Origin of the sequence: Idiomarina sp. ST10R2A5 (genome assembly GCF_051842325.1) — a bacterium.
Taxonomy (GTDB): Bacteria; Pseudomonadota; Gammaproteobacteria; order Enterobacterales; family Alteromonadaceae; genus Idiomarina; species Idiomarina abyssalis.
In genome coordinates, this window is sequence record NZ_JBNIEX010000013.1 from 20366 (window position 1) to 37817 (window position 17452).

Below are 17452 nucleotides of genomic sequence, written 5' to 3' on the forward strand. Positions count from 1 at the left end.
TAAAATGCTAGTTTGATCACTCTCCATGCTGATCAAGCCAGCGGTACAAGGTACGCCGGGTTACCCCAAGAATTTCAGCCGCTTTCGATTTATTACCCTCTGCGTGCACCAGCACTTTGCGTATGTATTGATTTTGATATTCGTCCAGAGTTGGCCACTCTGCGGCATATTCCACTTCGGGTTCATGCTCACTCTCCAGAATTCTTTGCGGTAAATCTTCAACCGCTATTTTGTCGTCTCTGGAAAAGGTAAAAGCACGCTCTATCGCATTTTGCAGTTCGCGGACATTACCAGGAAAGCGGTAGCGATAAAGCTGTTCGAGCGCAGCCGGTGAAATGCTCTGAACCGCTTTGTCGCTGCCCTTCTGCAACTGTTGTAAAAAGTGGTTGGCGAGACGTTCAATGTCTTCACCGCGCTCGCGTAAAGGTGGCACTCGTAAACTAAAGGTTTCCAGCCGATAAAATAAATCCTGCCGGAAACGTCCGTCTTCAACGTGTTTTTCTAAGTCCTGGTGGGTAGCAGCCAGTATCCGGACATTAACCGTTTCTTCCTCATCACTGCCCACCGCGCGGATGGTACCTTCCTGCAATACACGTAATAGTTTCGCCTGCAAAGCCATTGGCATTTCGCCAATTTCATCCAGTAGCAAAGTGCCGCCGTCTGCCTGTTTCAACAAACCTTGCCGTTTTTTCTGCGCACCGGTAAAAGCGCCGGCTGCATGTCCAAAAAACTCACTTTCCATTAAGTCGGCCGGAATGCCGGCGCAGTTAACCGCCTGAAAGCTTTGTTCCGCACGCTCACTTAACTGATGCAGCGCCTTCGCCACCAGCTCTTTACCGGTCCCACTTTCACCGGTGATCAGAACGCTTCCGTCAGCTGGCGCAATACGTTCTATTTGATCATAAAGCTTGCGCATTGACGGACTTTGCCCGACTAAACCACCCGGTCCTTTTTGCTGCTGACGGTAGCGCTTTAGCTCCCGCTGCAACGAGCGATGCTCAAGAATACGTTGTACACTTAGCAATAAATGTTCAACATCTAAAGGTTTGGTCAGAAAGTCATCCGCGCCCTGCTTTAAAGCATCAACCGCCTGATCAACCGTGCCAAAAGCCGTAATTAATAACAGTGCCGGAGCGTTGTCCTCATTTTTCAGGCTGTCTAAAAGTGACAGCCCGGACTGACCCGGCAAGCGAATATCGCTAATAACCAAATCCAGGGTTGCAGCGGCTTTTTTAAAGCCTTCAACACTGCCCCAGGCGGTTACCTTATAGCCTTCAGCCTCAAGCTCTTCAACAAGCAGTTCCTGTAGAGCCGGATCATCCTCAATTACACCTATCATGGCTTTTGCTGCTGTCATTTACTGCCTCCGTTTTTAACCGCTTGCCGAACGCATTGTGCCGATAAACTCAAAATAACCCGACAACCGCCATTTGGGTTATTGGTCAAAGACAATTCACCACCATGATCATTCAATACGTGCTTAACGATGGTCAAACCCAGACCAGTCCCTTTACCTTGTGGCTTATTGGTTTCGAACGGTTGTAATGCTTTATCTTTCATTGCATCAGGTAAACCCTCTCCGTCATCATCTATGGTAATGACGACGCCATCGTTGGCGTACTCAGCCGCGACAGCAACCTCAGATTCAGCTGCCTGCAGGCCATTGCGCAGTACGTTTACTAAGGCCAGTTCGAGCCGCTTTATGTCAACTTTAAGAATGACATCGACAAGCTCTTTAATTACCACGCTGGCAGAACCTTTGTCCTGCTCAAACTCAATGCTGGTCATTGCTGTTGTCACCAGGTCTCGCAGGGAAATGCTTTCTCTTTGCTGCACCGGCGTTCTTGAAAATGCCAGCAATTGATTCACCAGTCCGGTAAGCCTTTGTACCTGACCCCTGACGGCCTTAAGTTGTCGCTGGCTGTCATCGTCTTTATGGTTACGTAATAATCGGCTGGCGCGTCCATCAATAACAGTAAGCGGCGCTCCTAACTCATGGGCAACACCACTGGCTACACTGCCAATAGCTGCCATTTTTTCCTGTTCCCGCAATGCTCGCTGCAAGGACGCTTCGTGCTCCCGCCGCTGTTCTAACTCCTGCTCCGCTTCAGTAATGCTATCCAGCATCCGGTTAAACCCCCGGGCAACATCCTGAAGCTCCGAAGGCCCGGCGGGGGTCACTCGAGTGCTTCGATTTCCTTTTGCGACTTGCAGCATTGCGTCTTTTAGTGCCACCACATGTCGCCCAACACCGCGATAATGACCAAATACTAATACTGCAATAGTGATCAGGCCAAATGCAGCCCAGCTCAGCCAGGCATATTGACTCAGCGTCTCAAAAGACTCATCGAAGTCACTGGCCCGCCTGTTTATTTGTAATAAACCTATAATGCGACCGCCACGATCAACAATAGGAAGGAACTGAGAAAAAACATCACGACCTTCAACACGTCGATAGTCGTCTTGTTTCACACCCGTCTGAACGGTTTGCAGCGCCAACTGGCTGTTGCTCAAGTCAGTCTCGGTGATACCGGCTTCAGCTACCTGCTGACCATACACATTGTATACCGATGCCCCGTACACCCGGCCAATATTGAAGACTGAATCCAGGTTAGCCTGAACCGTTGCTAAGTCGTTATTAAGTAGTGCATCGCTTATGGGTAAGCTAATGGCCCGTCCCAGCAGTTCTAAGTCACTTTTTAAACGCTCATTGGCTTCGTCAGATGCAACCTGCAATCCAACACTTATCGCCACGCCCGAAATCAATAACATAGGCACAACGACATACATTAAGAGCCTTCGTTGCAGGCTGGATAGTGGCCAACTGTATCTTTTTGTCACACTGCCTCCTTTGACTGTGTACTAAGGATACACATTTTTGGGCTGACTTTCTGAGCGCTAACTGAAAAAAACTAAAAGTATATTAAAATCAACAAATTAAAAAGTTGGCACAGTCTTCGCTTTAGTTAGGGCGTTAATAAAAACTGATAAATTCAATTAGGAGATTATCATGCAAAAGACAATTATCGCATTAGCAACTGTATTCGCACTGGGTAGTACTGCAGCAATGGCTCAACAGCAGCAATCGCAGGATCCTATGGCTCAGCAGAAGCAACAGCAAACTCAGAAAATTTCTGAAGGTATGCTGGTTAAATTTGTAACCGCTATGGAAGACGTTCAGGGTGTTACTGAAAAATACCGTGACCAGTTCCAGGAAGCTGAGAACCAGGAAGAAGCTCGTGAAATTCAGCAGTCTGCACAGGAAGAAATGATTGCAGCCGTTGAAGATGCAGGCCTTACTCCGCAAGAATACAACATGATTATTCAGCAGGCACAAAACGACGAAGAGTTACGTGCACGCTTAGAAGAACTGACAGGTGAAGAAAACTCTTAATCGTTAGTTCCATTTAATACAAAGCCCGCGGCTCTTTCTGAGTCGCGGGCTTTTTCATTTGAAGTTTAAACAGCTTCCCCTCACTTAATCCATTTAGCATCAAACTTTCGATTTTTTTCAAACTTTTACACTATATTATCTTGATCACATGTTGATTTAATGTAACAAAAGATGCTGTGTTGTTGATTTAACACACAAAATCGATAAAAACTCCCGGGGGGGGAACATAATAATGAAAACAAACTTTAAATACTCGCTATGTGCATTAGCAATAGGAGCCGCATTCGCGTCACCGGTCAGCTTTGCGCAGGATCAAGAGAATCAGGCAGAAGATGACGCTCTTGAACGCATTCAGGTCACAGGCTCCAGAATTTCACGAACTGATATGGAAGGTGCGTCTCCTGTCGAAGTTATTGACAGGGAAAGCATTGAAGCCTCAGGTTTTAACAACTTACAGCAACTCTTAGAGCGCTTACCATCGGCTGGTGTGGGGACCTTTTCAACTCAAGGTAACAGTCAGGACACTACCGCGAACGGCGCCGCTGCAATTAGCTTGCGTGGGTTTGGTGCCGACTCAACACTGGTCTTACTGAACGGTCGTCGCGTAGCCGTTTCTTCCTTTGCCGAAGGTGTGGCGAACTCCTTTGTCGACATTAACTCAATTCCTGTCGCGGCTATTGAGCGCATCGATATTCTGAAAGACGGCGCTTCCGCAATTTACGGCTCTGACGCTGTAGCTGGTGTCGTTAATATTATTTTAAGAGATGACTTTGTCGGTACAGAGCTAACGGCCAGTCACGGTGGAACAACCGGTGATGCTAACTACGAAGAAACCAGCATGAGTCTGGTCTGGGGCACAGGTGGAGACGACAGCAATACCACCATGATTCTGGATTACTGGAAAAACACCTCGATTACAGGTGCCGAGTTTGGTCGTAATGGCACAGCGAATCAAAGTCCGTGGGGTGGTAACGACTTCCGTTCATCACGCGGTTTTCCGGGAAGTTTTATTGTTGACGGTGAAGAGCAACCGGATCCGGATTGTCCAGAAGATTCACTGGTTGGAACACGCTGTGTATTTGACTACGGTCCTTATGCGCAAATTTTCCCGGAAGCTGAACGCGTAGGTGCTATTATCCAGTCTCGTAAAGAGTTTTCGCGAGACGTTGAGGGCTATATCGAAGTAGCCGCTCAGCATAACCGTTCAAAAGCCGGTGGCGCACCGACTCCGTTAGACGCCGATGCCGGACTCTATGTCCCGGCTGATCACCCTAACAACCCTTGGGGTGAGCGTGTCGATATCAACTTTTTCCGGACAGTAGATGCCGGTGCCCGTATTTGGGATGTTGAATCCGACACTTTACGTTTTATTGCGGGCTTACGCGGAGACTTAGACGGTTGGGTCTGGGATGTCTCTTACCAAAAAGGCCGCAGCGAAGGAATGCAAACGGGCTCACGTGAACAAGGGTGGGTGCGTACTGACTTTTTGCAGGAGCAAATTAACGCTGGCAACTACAACCCATTTGGCGGCACCATTAACGACCCTGAAGTCATTAATGACATTACGACGTCACTGGTACGCCGAGGCGAATCACACCTGACCGCAGTTGATGCCAGTATTGCCGGGGAAGCGTTCCAGTTGGGTGAGCATTGGGTCTCCATGGCAGCGGGTCTTGAATACCGTGAAGAAGACGTATTTGACCAACCGGATGATCAGTTCCAGCGTGGTCTTATCTTTGGTACCGAGTCGGTGCAGGCCGAAGCTGAGCGCGACCAGTGGGCTGCTTATGTCGAATTTCTCATTCCAATTACTGATCAGTTAGAAGCAACTGTTGCCGGTCGTTACGATGACTACAGTGACTTTGGCTCAACCTTCAACCCACAGTTTAAGTTGCAGTGGCGTCCGACTGAAGACGTGACGTTACGTGCATCATACGGCGAAGGTTTCCGTGCTCCGTCACTGGCACAAATTGGTCTGGGTCCATCGCAGGTTTCAACTTTCTTTGTTGATGAGTATCGTTGCGAAACCGATGGGGAAAGCTGTGTACCACTGGATTACACCATTGTATTCTCCGGCTCTGAAGAGCTGCAGCCAGAAGAGTCATCAAGCTATAATATTGGTGGTATTTGGCAGGTCACTAACGCGTTTGATATCTCTGCTGATTACTGGTCAATTGAACAAGATAACAAAATTGTTCAAAACGACTTTGAGAACGTTTACAACGAGCACTGTAACAACCAGAACAGCGAAGTCTGCGAACGCCGTGACCCGCTACCAGGAGACGAGCTGGGTGAGTTGGCTGTTCTTTACAACACCTACGTTAACCTTTCCAGCCAGGAAGCCGCAGGGGTTGATTTTTCAGCAAACTATAACTGGCAACTACAAGACATTGGCGATGTTCGTTTAGGTCTTGACTGGTCTTACATGAGCAAGTTCGAGAAAGACGGTATCGACTATGCCGGCGAGTACGAGTATCCAGAGCACCGCTGGACAGCCCGTGCAGAATGGGGCCGTGATGAGTTAGGTGTTAACCTGAATCTGAACTACATTGGTGAGTTTGAAGATTATCAGGCACCGGCGAACGTTGAATCCAGCGAAGCGCGTATGGCTGATAAGCAACTTCTGGTTGATTTGCAGGCATATTATGACCTGACATCTCAGCTTCGTTTAACTGTTGGTACCACCAACCTGTTCGACGAAGAGCCACCGGAAGCGTTTAACAACGACCTTTACGGCTATGCACCAAGCGTTCACAACCCTCGTGGCCGCTTTGTTTACTCAAAAGTCAGTTACTCGTTCTAAGAGCTCAGTTTTAAAAGACTGTAAAATCCGTAATCAGTTAGTGCTGATTGCGGATTTTTTTGATCATCTCTCCTATGCTTTACGTAGGCCTAACTAGAAGATTCTTTAACGCAAGGAGAAAGCGAAGTGAAAGCATCCGATTTATTCGTAAAAGCACTTGAAAACGAGGGTGTGAAGTACATTTTCGGCATTCCCGGCGAAGAAAACCTGGACTTACTTGAGTCCCTATCAAAGTCTGATATCGAACTTATTTTAACCCGGCATGAACAGGGCGCTGGCTTTATGGCTGCCACTTATGGTCGCCTGACCGGAAAGCCCGGCGTGTGTCTATCAACCCTGGGGCCGGGTGCAACGAATCTGGTTACCCCTGTGGCCTATGCTCAGCTTGGCGCTATGCCCATGGTTGTGGTTACCGGACAAAAACCCATAAAGGAGCGTCATCAGGGTCAATTCCAAATCATTGATGTGGTCGACATGATGACCCCCATTACCAAATACACCCAGGCGATTATTAGCGCCAGCAGCATTCCGGCGCACATACGCGAAGCTTTCCGTCGCGCTGAGGACGAACGCCCGGGCGCTTCTCATCTGGAGTTATCGGATGACATCAGCCGCGAGGAGGTCAGCAGCCTTCCAATACAAGCCAGTCATTCGCGCCGCCCCATTACCGAGCATAAGTCAGTACGCCACGTGCTGGAACTTCTGCGAGAAGCAAAACACCCGGTGTTGCTGATAGGTGCCGCTGCCAACCGTAAAATTACGGCAAAAATGTTACGCGCCTTTGTCGATAAAACCGGCATTCCTTTTATTACCACCCAAATGGGTAAAGGCGTTATCAATGAGGATCATCCTCGCTGGCTGGGTAACGCGGCCGTTTCCGATGGCGACTACCCGCACCGGGCGATAGAGAAAGCGGATTTAATCCTTAATGTGGGCCACGACGTGGTCGAAAAGCCCCCATTTATGATGAAAACCGGCGATAACGATAAGCGTAAAGTGGTACACATTAACTTTCAGGGCGCAGAAGTCGACTCAGTTTACTTCCCGCACGCCAGCATGATTGGTGATATTGGCAACAGCATCTGGCAATTAAAAGAGGGAACTGAGCCACAAGACCACTGGGACTTCGACTTTATGCTGAAGGTTCGCGACCATATGCGTGACCATACCGATGAAGGCGCCGACGATGGTAGCTTCCCGGTTTTACCACAGCGTCTGGTGGAAGATGTCCGTGAAGTGATGCCGGACGACGGTGTCATTGCACTGGACAACGGCATCTACAAAATTTGGTTTGCCCGTAATTACCCGGCGCGTCAGCCAAATACTGTACTGCTGGATAATGCACTGGCTTCAATGGGTGCCGGCTTACCTTCTGCAATGGCTGCTAAGCTGGTTAACCCGGAAAAGAAAGTTATGGCAATATGCGGTGACGGCGGCTTTATGATGAACTCGCAGGAGCTTGAAACCGCGGTGCGCATGGGGCTGGATATTGTTGTCGTTATCCTTAATGACAGCGGTTACGGCATGATAAAATGGAAGCAGCAACACATGAAACTCAGCGACTATGGCTTAGATTTCAATAACCCGGATTTTGTGAAATATGCAGAGTCTTATGGTGCGAAGGGCTATCGTTTAGACAAAACTGAGAACCTGATACCGCTGCTAAAAGACTGCTTAGATAAGCCCGGGGTTCACCTTATTGATGTTCCGGTGGACTATTCACAAAATGACCGGCTGCTGAATGAGGAGATTCCCCAGCGCAGCCGTGCCATTAAAGCCGATTAATCACGGTTAGGATCAGTATCCGCGAAGTAAGGATAGTCGTTTAATTTATCGACAAAAGCCTGAAGTCGCGGATACTTATCCAGATTAAAGCGCTCACGGAATAAGCCCCAACTTAAAAAGCAACCTAAACGTAGCTCTCCGTCACTAAAGGGATGGGGCCCTTCATAAGCTACCGCATGCTCTTTGTCTTCCATGAGTTGAAGTATGTCATTAATACGCTGCTGCTGGCGCTTAAGGTAAGGTACCTTATCTGGTGTTACACCCGCTTTTTCTAACAAGAACAAATTAATGGCAGCATCCATAGCCGTGTTTACCAGGCAGTACTGATCAAAATCTTTTGTGTCCGCAAAAAAACGCTCATCGGCTTTTTCCCGAACGTATTTTAGTATGCTGCTTGAGTCATGAAGGCGCAGATCATTGTGGTGCAAAAACGGCACCTTTTTAGCCGGGGTTAATTTAGCGCTGGTTTCAAAGTCCGTTTCGGTAAATGAGAATTTTGTCTTTGTCTCCAGTAAAGCAATGCGACAATGTCTAACGAACGGCGAGGTATAACTTCCGAACAATTCCATGATCTTCTCCTGTTAATGATCTCGACAAGCTTCGTCTGGGTACTCCAGCTCTATGGTTGTATGAGCCAACTCAAACACAGCTAACTGTTCTGATATTTGTTGTTTTAAAAGCGCTCTTTCCGCGCATTCCAGTTCTTTTGATACCACAATATGCGCCGTTAATACATGGCGCTCACCATCCAAAGACCAGAAATGTAAGTGGTGGGCATCATTCACGAGTTCTAACGAGGTTAATTGTTCGCGTATTTGCCGATAAACTTCCGGGTCGGGGGACGCCTGTACAAAGAGTTTAACCGTAGAACCCAGGTGACGAATAACGTTCACCAAAATAAACAGGGTAAAAGCAATGGATAAAAGGGGGTCTAAAATAGGCCAGTCGACAAACATAAGAATGATCGACACAATTAGCACCGCTACCCAGCCCAATACGTCTTCAAGCAGATGCCAGTTAAGCACGCGTTCATTCAGCGACTTGCCATGAGAAAGCTTAAATGCCGCATAGCCATTAACAATGACACCGAACACGGCCAATAGCGCCATACCTTCGGCCATTGGCATTACCGGGTTCCATAAACGAGGAATAGCTTCGAATAAAATCCAGATAGAACCTGCCGTCAGTACAACAGCATTAATAAAAGCACCCACCAGAGAAAGCCGCTGGTAGCCATAGGTAAAGGTGTGGGTTGCGTCTTTTCGACTGAACTTATCCAACAGCCAGGCCATACCAATAGAGATGCTGTCGCCGAGATCATGCACTGCGTCAGCTAAAATAGCGGTACTGTTAGTCAACACTCCGCCAATAAACTCAATAATGGTAAAACACAGGTTAAGGAAAAACGCCCAGCCAATGCGCTCTGACGAGCTTTCGTGGTGATGATGGTGATGGTGCATAGCATCCTTAACTGTTAATCAAATGTACTTTTTAGGCGATAAAAAGCGCATAAAAATGAGCCATATTGTTAATTTAACACTCTTTTGTACGGCAAATGAAGTATTGCTTACGCATCTTTAACAGTGCAAAATTTCGCCAAATTTAGATCCCTCTAAATTAAGATGATGTAACTTTTCTCAGGAGCTTTAAATGAAGTACTCTCTAGCAGCTTGTTTCGGTGCTGCAGCACTGGCCATGAGCCTGCCTTCTCAGGCACAAGATAAAATTCAGTGGAGTGGTTTTGGTAATATCGCAGCAGGTATGACAACTGGCAGCGACGACGAACTGTTTGGCTACGATAACGACGTAGACTTTAATCCGGAGAGCTTATTTGCACTACAAGCAAAAGCTAACTTGTCTGACAAACTCAGTGTCACCGCACAAATTATGTCTCGTGGCTCAGAGGACTTCGACTTAGGTGTTGAATGGGCCTACTTACAGTACCAACTAACCGACGCTGCAAGCATTAACGTGGGTAAATTGCGCCTGCCTTTCTATATGTATTCAGACTCTCTGGATGTAGGTTACAGCTACCACTGGCTACGCACACCTCAAAGTGTCTATCGTGTCGCTTTCGACAATTACACTGGTGTGAGCTTCCAGCACAACGCCTTTGTCGGTAACTTTATCTTCAATACGCAAGTTATTGCCGGCAACATGCAAGACGATATTGAAGCAGGTGGCAGCGAAGCGGCAGAAGCAGAAATGAATAATCTGATAGGTTTTAATACCAGCGCCATCTACAACAACCTGACCATGCGTATTGCGTATTACCAGACCAACGATACCAATATTCACCTTAATGAGATTGACGGCTTGCTGGCAACGCTAAGAGAAGCGGGAGCTGCACAGGTCGCTTCAGAGCTGGAAGTTTCTGAAGACAAAGGGACTTTCGCTGGTGTCGGTTTTATGTACGACAATTTCAACTGGTTTGTAGGTGGAGAATATACCGAGCTTGAAGTTGATGGCAGCTATATTCCTGAACAGCGCTCTAGTTATCTTACTGCAGGTAAGCGTTTTAAAGACTGGACATTACACGCTACCGTTGGCCAAACCGACGATAAAGTCATTGATGCCGAGCGTTTCAGCGTTCCTGTTCCTCAGTTACAAGCCGTTATTAACCAAGTAGCAACCCAGGTTATTAGCGAGAACACTTACACCTCTGTAGGCGCCAACTTTAACATCGCGCCAAGCGCTGTACTGAAGTTTGACGTTACCCATTCTGACGACAAGTTAATCGATGAGTCTGACGTACTGGTTTCCGCTGCAGTTCAATTTGTATTTTAAGGAATTATGATGAAAAAGTTTGCTGTATTTCTCATCGTTATAGCGACAAGCCTGCTGAGCTTTTCAGCTCTTGCACAAAATGGCGTAGTCGTTTCACAAACTGAGATTAATGAAGAGTCAGTTTCTCGAATATTCCTGGGGCAGTCGCGAGTTTTAACCGGGGTAAACTTACCTGAAGACTCAGCAACCCGAAAGGCTTTCGAGGAAACCTTATTAGGGCAGTCTGGTGAGCAGCTTAAACGCCACTGGGCAAAGTTGAAGTTCACCGGCCGTGCAACGCCGCTAGATACTCTGGCAAATGATGATGCGGTTATTGAGTTTTTACTGAGTAACCCTCAGGGCATTGGTTATGTTTCTGATAAAAGCAAAGTGTCAGGTGATTTGAAGGTAATTGCTACTTTCTAAGCCATAAGAATAAAACCTCCGGTTGTTTGCCGGAGGTTTTACTTCGATACTTGGTTTCGGCCCTTCTCCTTCGATTCATATAACGCACCGTCTGCTTTTTCTAACCAGTTCTCAGCAATTGTATACTCATTAGAAAACTCCGCTACGCCTGCGCTTATTGTCAGTTTCAGCTGCTCATCGTTATATTCTTTGCCTAAAGGCAGAAGCGTTTCCTCTATCTGCTTTCTCAGGCGTTCGGCGACTAATACAGCATCATTTAATGACGTTTTAGGTAAGAGTATGACAAACTCTTCTCCACCGTAACGACCACAGGCATCCGTTTCTCGCTGACTTCCCAGTATAATATCTGCTATTAGCTGAATAGCCCGGTCACCAATTTGGTGCCCGTAAGTATCATTAACCTGCTTAAAGTGATCAATATCCATCATAATAACTGAAGCGGTGTCTTCGTAACGCTTACAACGAAGAAACTCCTGCTCAAACAGCGTTTGCCAATGTCCGCGGTTAACGAGCTGGGTTAAACCGTCGGTCTGACTGATAGTTTTTAACTTTAATAAATTATTGGCTTCCTCACTGACGTCATAAACTAACGCACAAATATGGTGAATTTGCTTGTCCGTGGAAAATAGAGGAAATAACGTCACGTTCTGGAACATCAAGTCAGATTCAGCCGTAAAAGGCCGGGTGTTTTCAAAGTTCAGAATATGGGGCTCTTGCTGCCAGTTACAGTGGGCCTGAATACCCAACTTTAAAACGGACTCAGTTTTATATTGAAACCAGCTTTTAGGTAAGGTTGGCAATAGCGTAAACAAATTTTCATCTTTAGCGACAACGCTACTGATGCCGCTATGGTTTTCCATAAAGCCATTCCACACTTTAACGTTGTAATCGCGGTCAAAAACAATCAACCCAACCTCAATGTTCTGAAGAATTTGCAGTACCCAGTGTAGGTTGGTGATGTCTAGTTCCTCTTTATTCATCGATAAAGTACCCGGCTCGTTCTTCAAGTGCAGCAATTGAAGCTTCAGTGAAAATAACGTAGAGATCGCAATTTAAATGGTAATCAGGGATCTCATAATCGATGGTAATGATTAAAACTTCTTTATCTTTCACATCCTCTTTAAAAACATTATTGACGGTTTCGCTCATTCCCAAGAAAGCTGGCTGGCTAATATTTAACTCTAAATCCAGTTGCGATGAGAACCGCTTTAAAAAAGCGGCAATAAGCGTCGAGGCAACATCTAAAAGGACACTTCGGCTGTCGTCCTTAAATTCATAACCGTGATAGTCCGACAACTTAGACGGTAAGTCGTTTAGGGTCCGGTTATCAACACAGAGAATGGCTTCTCCGGCTATAGCGTTACCAACAAAACCTTCAGACACCATGTTTACCCGGATATTTTCATTATGAAGTTCGTTAATAAGAGTATTGTAAGGGCGCTTGGCAACATCGGGTACAGGTAACTGAATAAAGGAGCCCAGCATATCACCAAGAAGTTTTGCCGCATCACCAAGAGCAATATTGCTGACCTCCTTTAAAATATCGGTAGGCTCAATATGCTCCGTTTTCGTTTTCCGACGCTGATGGTCACCGGGCAATAACTCTCTTATAAGGCCATAGCGCTCGAGTACATCGTGCAACTCTTCAGAAACAATGGGTTTCTTTATAAACCCTAAAGCACCGAGTTTCTCAACCCGGCGCTGAGACTCTTCCTGTATGTCACCGGAAACAACAATAGTCAGGCAGTCTAACTGCTTTTCCTTAATGTTCTGTAATACCTCAAAACCATCCATAACCGGCATAGTTAAATCCAGAAACAGCAGCTCAACAAGACCTTGCTCTACAAGATCTAAAGCTTCTTGCCCGTTTTCAGCAAAGCGCACCTCAATGTCCCAACTCTTGGGTAAGGCATGCTCAATGCTTTTTCGAGCAACTTTTGAGTCATCACATATCAGAACTTTCATAGTCTAAACATGGCATAACAAAGCCTGTCCGTTAAGGTACTTTACAAAATATAGACGGTCATTCCGCCCAGTAACCAGAATACACTCACACCACAAAGGCCAGTCATAACCTTTTCACTTACCGAGGACGAACCGCCATGGTCATGGTGGTGGTGATGTTCGTGCTCTTTTTGTTTCTTACGCCAAAGAACAATCATGACCACGCTCAGTAGTAAGAAAATAAGGTTCAGAACAAAGCCATAATCAAGTTTGAAATGTTCCTGCTCGGCCGGTGACGACCATTGTGATGCGTCCGGCAGTAAATCAAAGGCGAACAGGCCATAGTGCATAACTAAGGATGCGGCCACCAGACAGGTGAAAAGCATTAAGGCAATATAAAGCGCCATTTTCCAGCCATAGTAGCGAGCATTAATTTTTAGCACCGGCAATACAATTAAGTCGGAGAAAATAAACGCCATAACACCGGCAAAGGCTACACCTTCGCCAAACAAGACGGCAGCCAAGGGAATGTTACCCATAGAGCCAATAAAGGTGAAAAATGCGGCTACCGGGCCCACTACCGCTTGTTGCAATAACGACCAGAAACCTGGCTCACCCTCAGTGCCCACACCAATAAACAGCCACTCAAAAAACGCGCTCGGCACAAAAGCGGAAATAACGCCGGCAACAGTAAAACCAATAAGCACGTCTTTCCAGACCATCTGCCATTCCATAACGTACTTTTGACCAACTTTTTTCCAGGTATCTGAGCTAAAGAGATCAGACAACGTGCTCTCATGTTGATGCTCGTCATCTTCGTCGTCTTCTTCTCGGGCGTTTTTGATGAGGTTTTTGGGGTTAGTTACCGTAATAAAAAGCCAGACGAATAAAATCAGCAGCAACCCGCCAACGTATTCACCAACCACAAACTGCCAACCGAGGAAAATAGAAATAACAAAACCCAGTTCAATGACCAGGTTGGTGGAAGCCAGCATAAAGGCCATTGAAGCACTAAAAGCCGCCCCTTTATTGAACAATGCCCGCGTAGTTGAAAGTGCAGCAAAACTGCAGGAACTGGAGATAAAGCCAAAAAAAGTGCCCAGCGACACGGATTTGAGATCATTGCCGCCCATTGCCTTGCGCATTCGCCGCTTAGTGATAAGCACTTGAATTAGGCTACTGATCAAATAACCTAATACAAACGCCCATAAAGCCATCCAGAAAAAGCCCAGGCTGGTGTACGCCGATTCGCCCCATAGTGATAAGAAATTCTCCATGATAGCTCCTTTTACTTGAAGCCCACCTTCATTTCCTGCTCATGTCCATGATGGGCATTTTCTGGTTACTATTTACAACCTACGTTATTCTCCGAAATTTGATCTCTACCTGAATGGACTTCTGTATCCGCTTTAAGTTCTAACATTGAGCATTCAGGTAAATAATTAAGTAGTCTAAAAAGACGACTAAAGTGCAGCAAAGCAAGTGAGAAGCGACAAAGTTAAGTTTCAGAAAAAACTTACAAAAAACGGCGGTTATTACGAGGTTAAGTAAAGCGATAAAGTTAACAAACAGATAGAAAAACCAAATGAAAAGGCTGTCACCATAGGACTCGAACCAGCTCTTAGTACCCTCTAGTGACTCCGTTTCACAACTTGAAGCCACTATGATTGGGCCCGCAAAATTATCTAGTAAAGGGCTCAGTACAGCCCCGAGAGTAACTTGGAAAAGCAGATTCAGCAGTATAAAACTTACTGATTCTCGGTAGTCTTTCATGAGGTTCACACAGTGTTACTAATTCCATCGAACCAAAGTAACAGGTATTTCACCACCGGTGTACTCGAACTCGACTTCAACAAGACCACCGCTATCGGCAATAGCTACCAAGGCATCGCAATCCGCGTTTTCAGCACAGAGGAACTCATATTGATAAAAGCTATAAACTCCCTCTTCTTTATCAGTAAAAGGGTTTCCGCTAAGTTCTACTTCGCTGTAAACATAGCTGGTGCCAACGGAGTCGGACTGCGAGCTAATAACTTCGACCAGCTCAATTGATATTGAACTGCCATCGGCAACACCTTCAGTATCAACGTTTTTCTCAAGTACACGTAACTCATAAGAGGTTCCGAACTCATGTTCAAAGCCCTCAATACTAGTGGTGAAAATTTCTTGTCCACTTTGAGTAGTTCCATGTCCAGTTATTGGCGGGGTAAATTGAATACCTAAACCGTAATACACGGGTTCAGACGCCACTGTGACGGTATATTCAGTTCCCTCATCAGAATCATTTGAGCCGCCGCAACCAAACAAATATGCGGTCATAAATGTGAGTAACAAAGAACGTGACAGGGTTTTAGATTCCATTTATTCGTACTCCTGATTATAGATAAGGTAAATTGCAGAAAGATAATCGGTTTAAAAATAAGTTAAATAATTGTAACATTATTTATGTTTTTAATTAATCGTTTTAATCAGCGAAAGTCTTGTAGAAACAGGAAGTTGCATTTAGGGAATGATAATGAATTATAAATTTTGGGCGTTGTTCTTTTCGGTTCTACTTCTTGCTTCCTGTGGTTCGGGGGAGAGTTCTACACCACCTCCGCCATCAGACAAACAATCTGTTAACTTATCGTTCGACTTTTCGGAAAGTTCTCAGGAATTCGAGATTAGTGTTGCAGACTATGCTGTTGAGCATGAAAGAAATGATGAAATCGTTTCAACGCTGTCTCAACTTCCTGAACCCTATGAGTATCGTAAGGGGGTTGAGTTTAGCTGGTACAACTACTCAAGCGATATGAAAGGATATATAAAGAAAAACATTTCAGACTTAAAGCCCGATACGACGTATAACGTCGACTTTCAAGTGAATGTTTTAACCGTTGAATCAGAACAGTGCATTGGCGGAGGAGGCAGCCCCGGCTCTTCTGTTAATGTAAAAGCCTCCCTCTTGCCGCAGGAGCCTACCCGCTTTGTATCCTATGAAAGCGCTCCAGAGGGCATTTATAGAGTCGATATTGATGATGGGCAATCAGGAGGCGATGATGTCGCGTTGTTAGGACATATTGGCCTGCCAATATCTTGTGAAACTTCTAAAGAGTCGCCCGTGTGGGAGGTTAAACCTTTAGTTAACGATGAAAGCTTTGTAATGACCACGGGAGAGTCTGGAGAAGCCTGGGTATATGTCTCGATTGACTCCGGCTTTGAAGGTGAAACTACAGTGTATATAACTGATGCTGAAGTGAAAATTTTAGAGCAATAGAATATTGGAAAATAGTAACTAAGGAAGTAGAAACCAATGATTAGATTACTTTTAGTGATCACCTCAGCCATATTTATAGCTGCGTGTGATGGCTCAGACTCTGGTAAACCAGACCCAAAAATTAGTGAAGTAAAGGAAGAGCTCAAAATAGCAAAGCAGCTTTGGCAAGATAATGGACTTATTGACTATATGTTCAACTTCGATGAAGAAATTAATCGTGCTTGCCCATCCGATGGCCCCATAGCTGATGAAGTTCCTGCTCGAACGATTACAGTTGAAGACAATGAAGTCGTGTCGGTAACAAACGCCTCAACGGGCGATCCTATGGGCATCCCATCGAATGAATACTTTGGAACTATTGACGAGTTATTTAACTATCTGGAAGGAGAATTAGCTAAAGAGCCGCAAGTCATAGCCCAATCTTTTTCAGCTCAGAATGAACTTCCCAAGTTTGATGAATCTCTGGGTTACCCCCAACGATTTTACCTTGAGTTTAACGACAATAATGGGTGTCGCTCTACTGAAGTTATTATAAGCAGATTCAGGTGAAGCGGTAACGTAAGTGCCACGCCGAATCTACACAATAAGAGGGTCTGGTGGAGTAATAATGTTTCATAAGCGACTTCATGCAGGACACCATGTGTAGAGCGATTCGGTGTATTGCCCAGATTATGGGATTCCACAAACGTAGAAGACATATTTTTTGGCGTCTAAATTTGGCCCCATCCAATTAATCCCAAAAACTCATAAGCCAGAGAGTTACATTACTGTCAGAGATGTATTATCTCAAAATGAGCTCCCCTAATTGAAAACAGGTACTGCAGCTCAAAACGACCGTCTTCACAAAAAGGCGGGATTTTCCGGGCTCAATATGCAAAGAATGACACCTTATAAACCAGGGGATCATGGAAAGATTTGCCTGAAAACCTTATTGCCGGATATCACAAAAAACCTAGCGAAAAGACTTACTCAGGCGTTTACTCAAAAATGAGATGGGACTCTGAATCGCCACTAGTTCACTAGACACTCAGTAGCCGTTTTTTCAAAACGTTTTTCATACTCTACCGGCGATAACTGA

15 protein-coding genes are annotated in these 17452 nt (G+C 45.7%); 7 read left to right on the forward strand and 8 right to left on the reverse strand.

Annotated features, from left to right (window positions below; translation table 11 throughout):
- Positions 1-16: 16 nt before the first annotated feature.
- Both ACP7FG_RS12630 and ACP7FG_RS12635 read right to left on the reverse strand, forming a co-directional pair.
- On the reverse strand, positions 17-1357 hold the full coding sequence (locus ACP7FG_RS12630; protein ID WP_439226587.1) for a sigma-54-dependent transcriptional regulator: 1341 nt from the start codon (positions 1355-1357) through the stop codon (positions 17-19).
- Positions 1354-2841 (reverse strand): ATP-binding protein, encoded by a 1488-nt coding sequence (locus ACP7FG_RS12635; RefSeq protein ID WP_439226588.1) that lies wholly within the window; start codon positions 2839-2841, stop codon positions 1354-1356. The genes ACP7FG_RS12630 and ACP7FG_RS12635 overlap by 4 nt, the downstream gene beginning before the upstream one ends.
- A 169-nt stretch (positions 2842-3010) precedes the next feature.
- On the opposite strand from ACP7FG_RS12635, the gene ACP7FG_RS12640 reads away from it, so the two are divergent.
- The 3 genes from ACP7FG_RS12640 to ACP7FG_RS12650 all read left to right on the forward strand — a co-directional run bounded on the left by ACP7FG_RS12640 (position 3011) and on the right by ACP7FG_RS12650 (position 7982).
- The gene (locus ACP7FG_RS12640) at positions 3011-3394 is read left to right on the forward strand and encodes a DUF4168 domain-containing protein (protein WP_439226589.1); all 384 of its coding nucleotides are present in this window, start codon (positions 3011-3013) and stop codon (positions 3392-3394) included.
- Between the two features lie 232 nt (positions 3395-3626).
- Entirely contained in the window at positions 3627-6197 is a 2571-nt protein-coding gene (locus ACP7FG_RS12645) for a TonB-dependent receptor (RefSeq protein WP_439226590.1), read from the forward strand.
- 126 nt (positions 6198-6323) lie between these two features.
- Complete coding sequence (locus ACP7FG_RS12650) at positions 6324-7982, forward strand: acetolactate synthase large subunit (RefSeq protein WP_054489018.1); 1659 nt, start codon at positions 6324-6326, stop codon at positions 7980-7982.
- Here the strand turns inward: ACP7FG_RS12650 and ACP7FG_RS12655 are convergent.
- Complete coding sequence (locus ACP7FG_RS12655; RefSeq protein ID WP_439226591.1) at positions 7979-8551, reverse strand: glutathione S-transferase family protein; 573 nt, start codon at positions 8549-8551, stop codon at positions 7979-7981. The genes ACP7FG_RS12650 and ACP7FG_RS12655 overlap by 4 nt on opposite strands.
- Before the next feature lie 12 nt (positions 8552-8563).
- Positions 8564-9442 (reverse strand): cation diffusion facilitator family transporter, encoded by an 879-nt coding sequence (locus ACP7FG_RS12660; RefSeq protein WP_054489013.1) that lies wholly within the window; start codon positions 9440-9442, stop codon positions 8564-8566.
- Positions 9443-9632: 190 nt separating this feature from the next.
- Between ACP7FG_RS12660 and ACP7FG_RS12665 the strand changes: the two genes are divergently transcribed.
- Positions 9633-10769, forward strand: coding sequence for a hypothetical protein (locus ACP7FG_RS12665; RefSeq protein WP_439226592.1), 1137 nt, complete (start codon positions 9633-9635; stop codon positions 10767-10769).
- A 9-nt stretch (positions 10770-10778) separates the two neighbouring features.
- On the forward strand, positions 10779-11174 hold the full coding sequence (locus ACP7FG_RS12670) for a hypothetical protein (RefSeq protein ID WP_054489008.1): 396 nt from the start codon (positions 10779-10781) through the stop codon (positions 11172-11174).
- Positions 11175-11212: 38 nt separating this feature from the next.
- Here ACP7FG_RS12670 and ACP7FG_RS12675 read toward each other — a convergent pair whose 3' ends face one another.
- From ACP7FG_RS12675 to ACP7FG_RS12690, 4 genes are all read right to left on the reverse strand, one after another.
- The gene (locus ACP7FG_RS12675; protein WP_439226593.1) at positions 11213-12154 is read right to left on the reverse strand and encodes a GGDEF domain-containing protein; all 942 of its coding nucleotides are present in this window, start codon (positions 12152-12154) and stop codon (positions 11213-11215) included.
- Entirely contained in the window at positions 12147-13139 is a 993-nt protein-coding gene (locus tag ACP7FG_RS12680; RefSeq protein WP_439226594.1) for a response regulator, read from the reverse strand. Before ACP7FG_RS12680 ends, ACP7FG_RS12675 begins: the two co-directional genes overlap by 8 nt.
- A gap of 41 nt (positions 13140-13180) precedes the next feature.
- A complete protein-coding gene (locus tag ACP7FG_RS12685) occupies positions 13181-14395 on the reverse strand; it encodes a permease (protein ID WP_439226595.1) in 1215 nt (404 codons plus the stop codon).
- Positions 14396-14909: 514 nt separating this feature from the next.
- Positions 14910-15479: a DUF4377 domain-containing protein gene (locus tag ACP7FG_RS12690; RefSeq protein WP_439226596.1), complete on the reverse strand. Its 570-nt coding sequence runs from the start codon at positions 15477-15479 to the stop codon at positions 14910-14912.
- Positions 15480-15633: 154 nt separating this feature from the next.
- On the opposite strand from ACP7FG_RS12690, the gene ACP7FG_RS12695 reads away from it, so the two are divergent.
- Both ACP7FG_RS12695 and ACP7FG_RS12700 read left to right on the forward strand, forming a co-directional pair.
- Positions 15634-16374 (forward strand): hypothetical protein, encoded by a 741-nt coding sequence (locus ACP7FG_RS12695; RefSeq protein ID WP_439226597.1) that lies wholly within the window; start codon positions 15634-15636, stop codon positions 16372-16374.
- Between the two features lie 36 nt (positions 16375-16410).
- On the forward strand, positions 16411-16923 hold the full coding sequence (locus tag ACP7FG_RS12700; protein ID WP_439226598.1) for a DUF6174 domain-containing protein: 513 nt from the start codon (positions 16411-16413) through the stop codon (positions 16921-16923).
- Positions 16924-17452 lie beyond the last annotated feature (529 nt).

Excerpts from the sequence above, each read along its gene's own strand:
- ACP7FG_RS12630 (WP_439226587.1), bottom strand. The coding sequence starts at position 1,357 with ATGACAGCAGCAAAAGCCATGATAGGTGTAATTGAGGATGATCCGGCT.
- ACP7FG_RS12690 (WP_439226596.1), bottom strand. The coding sequence starts at position 15,479 with ATGGAATCTAAAACCCTGTCACGTTCTTTGTTACTCACATTTATGACC.
- ACP7FG_RS12695 (WP_439226597.1), top strand. The coding sequence starts at position 15,634 with ATGAATTATAAATTTTGGGCGTTGTTCTTTTCGGTTCTACTTCTTGCT.
- ACP7FG_RS12670 (WP_054489008.1), top strand. The coding sequence starts at position 10,779 with ATGAAAAAGTTTGCTGTATTTCTCATCGTTATAGCGACAAGCCTGCTG.
- ACP7FG_RS12640 (WP_439226589.1), top strand. The coding sequence starts at position 3,011 with ATGCAAAAGACAATTATCGCATTAGCAACTGTATTCGCACTGGGTAGT.
- ACP7FG_RS12665 (WP_439226592.1), top strand. The coding sequence starts at position 9,633 with ATGAAGTACTCTCTAGCAGCTTGTTTCGGTGCTGCAGCACTGGCCATG.
- ACP7FG_RS12680 (WP_439226594.1), bottom strand. The coding sequence starts at position 13,139 with ATGAAAGTTCTGATATGTGATGACTCAAAAGTTGCTCGAAAAAGCATT.
- ACP7FG_RS12645 (WP_439226590.1), top strand. The coding sequence starts at position 3,627 with ATGAAAACAAACTTTAAATACTCGCTATGTGCATTAGCAATAGGAGCC.
- ACP7FG_RS12685 (WP_439226595.1), bottom strand. The coding sequence starts at position 14,395 with ATGGAGAATTTCTTATCACTATGGGGCGAATCGGCGTACACCAGCCTG.
- ACP7FG_RS12655 (WP_439226591.1), bottom strand. The coding sequence starts at position 8,551 with ATGGAATTGTTCGGAAGTTATACCTCGCCGTTCGTTAGACATTGTCGC.
- ACP7FG_RS12675 (WP_439226593.1), bottom strand. The coding sequence starts at position 12,154 with ATGAATAAAGAGGAACTAGACATCACCAACCTACACTGGGTACTGCAA.
- ACP7FG_RS12660 (WP_054489013.1), bottom strand. The coding sequence starts at position 9,442 with ATGCACCATCACCATCATCACCACGAAAGCTCGTCAGAGCGCATTGGC.
- ACP7FG_RS12700 (WP_439226598.1), top strand. The coding sequence starts at position 16,411 with ATGATTAGATTACTTTTAGTGATCACCTCAGCCATATTTATAGCTGCG.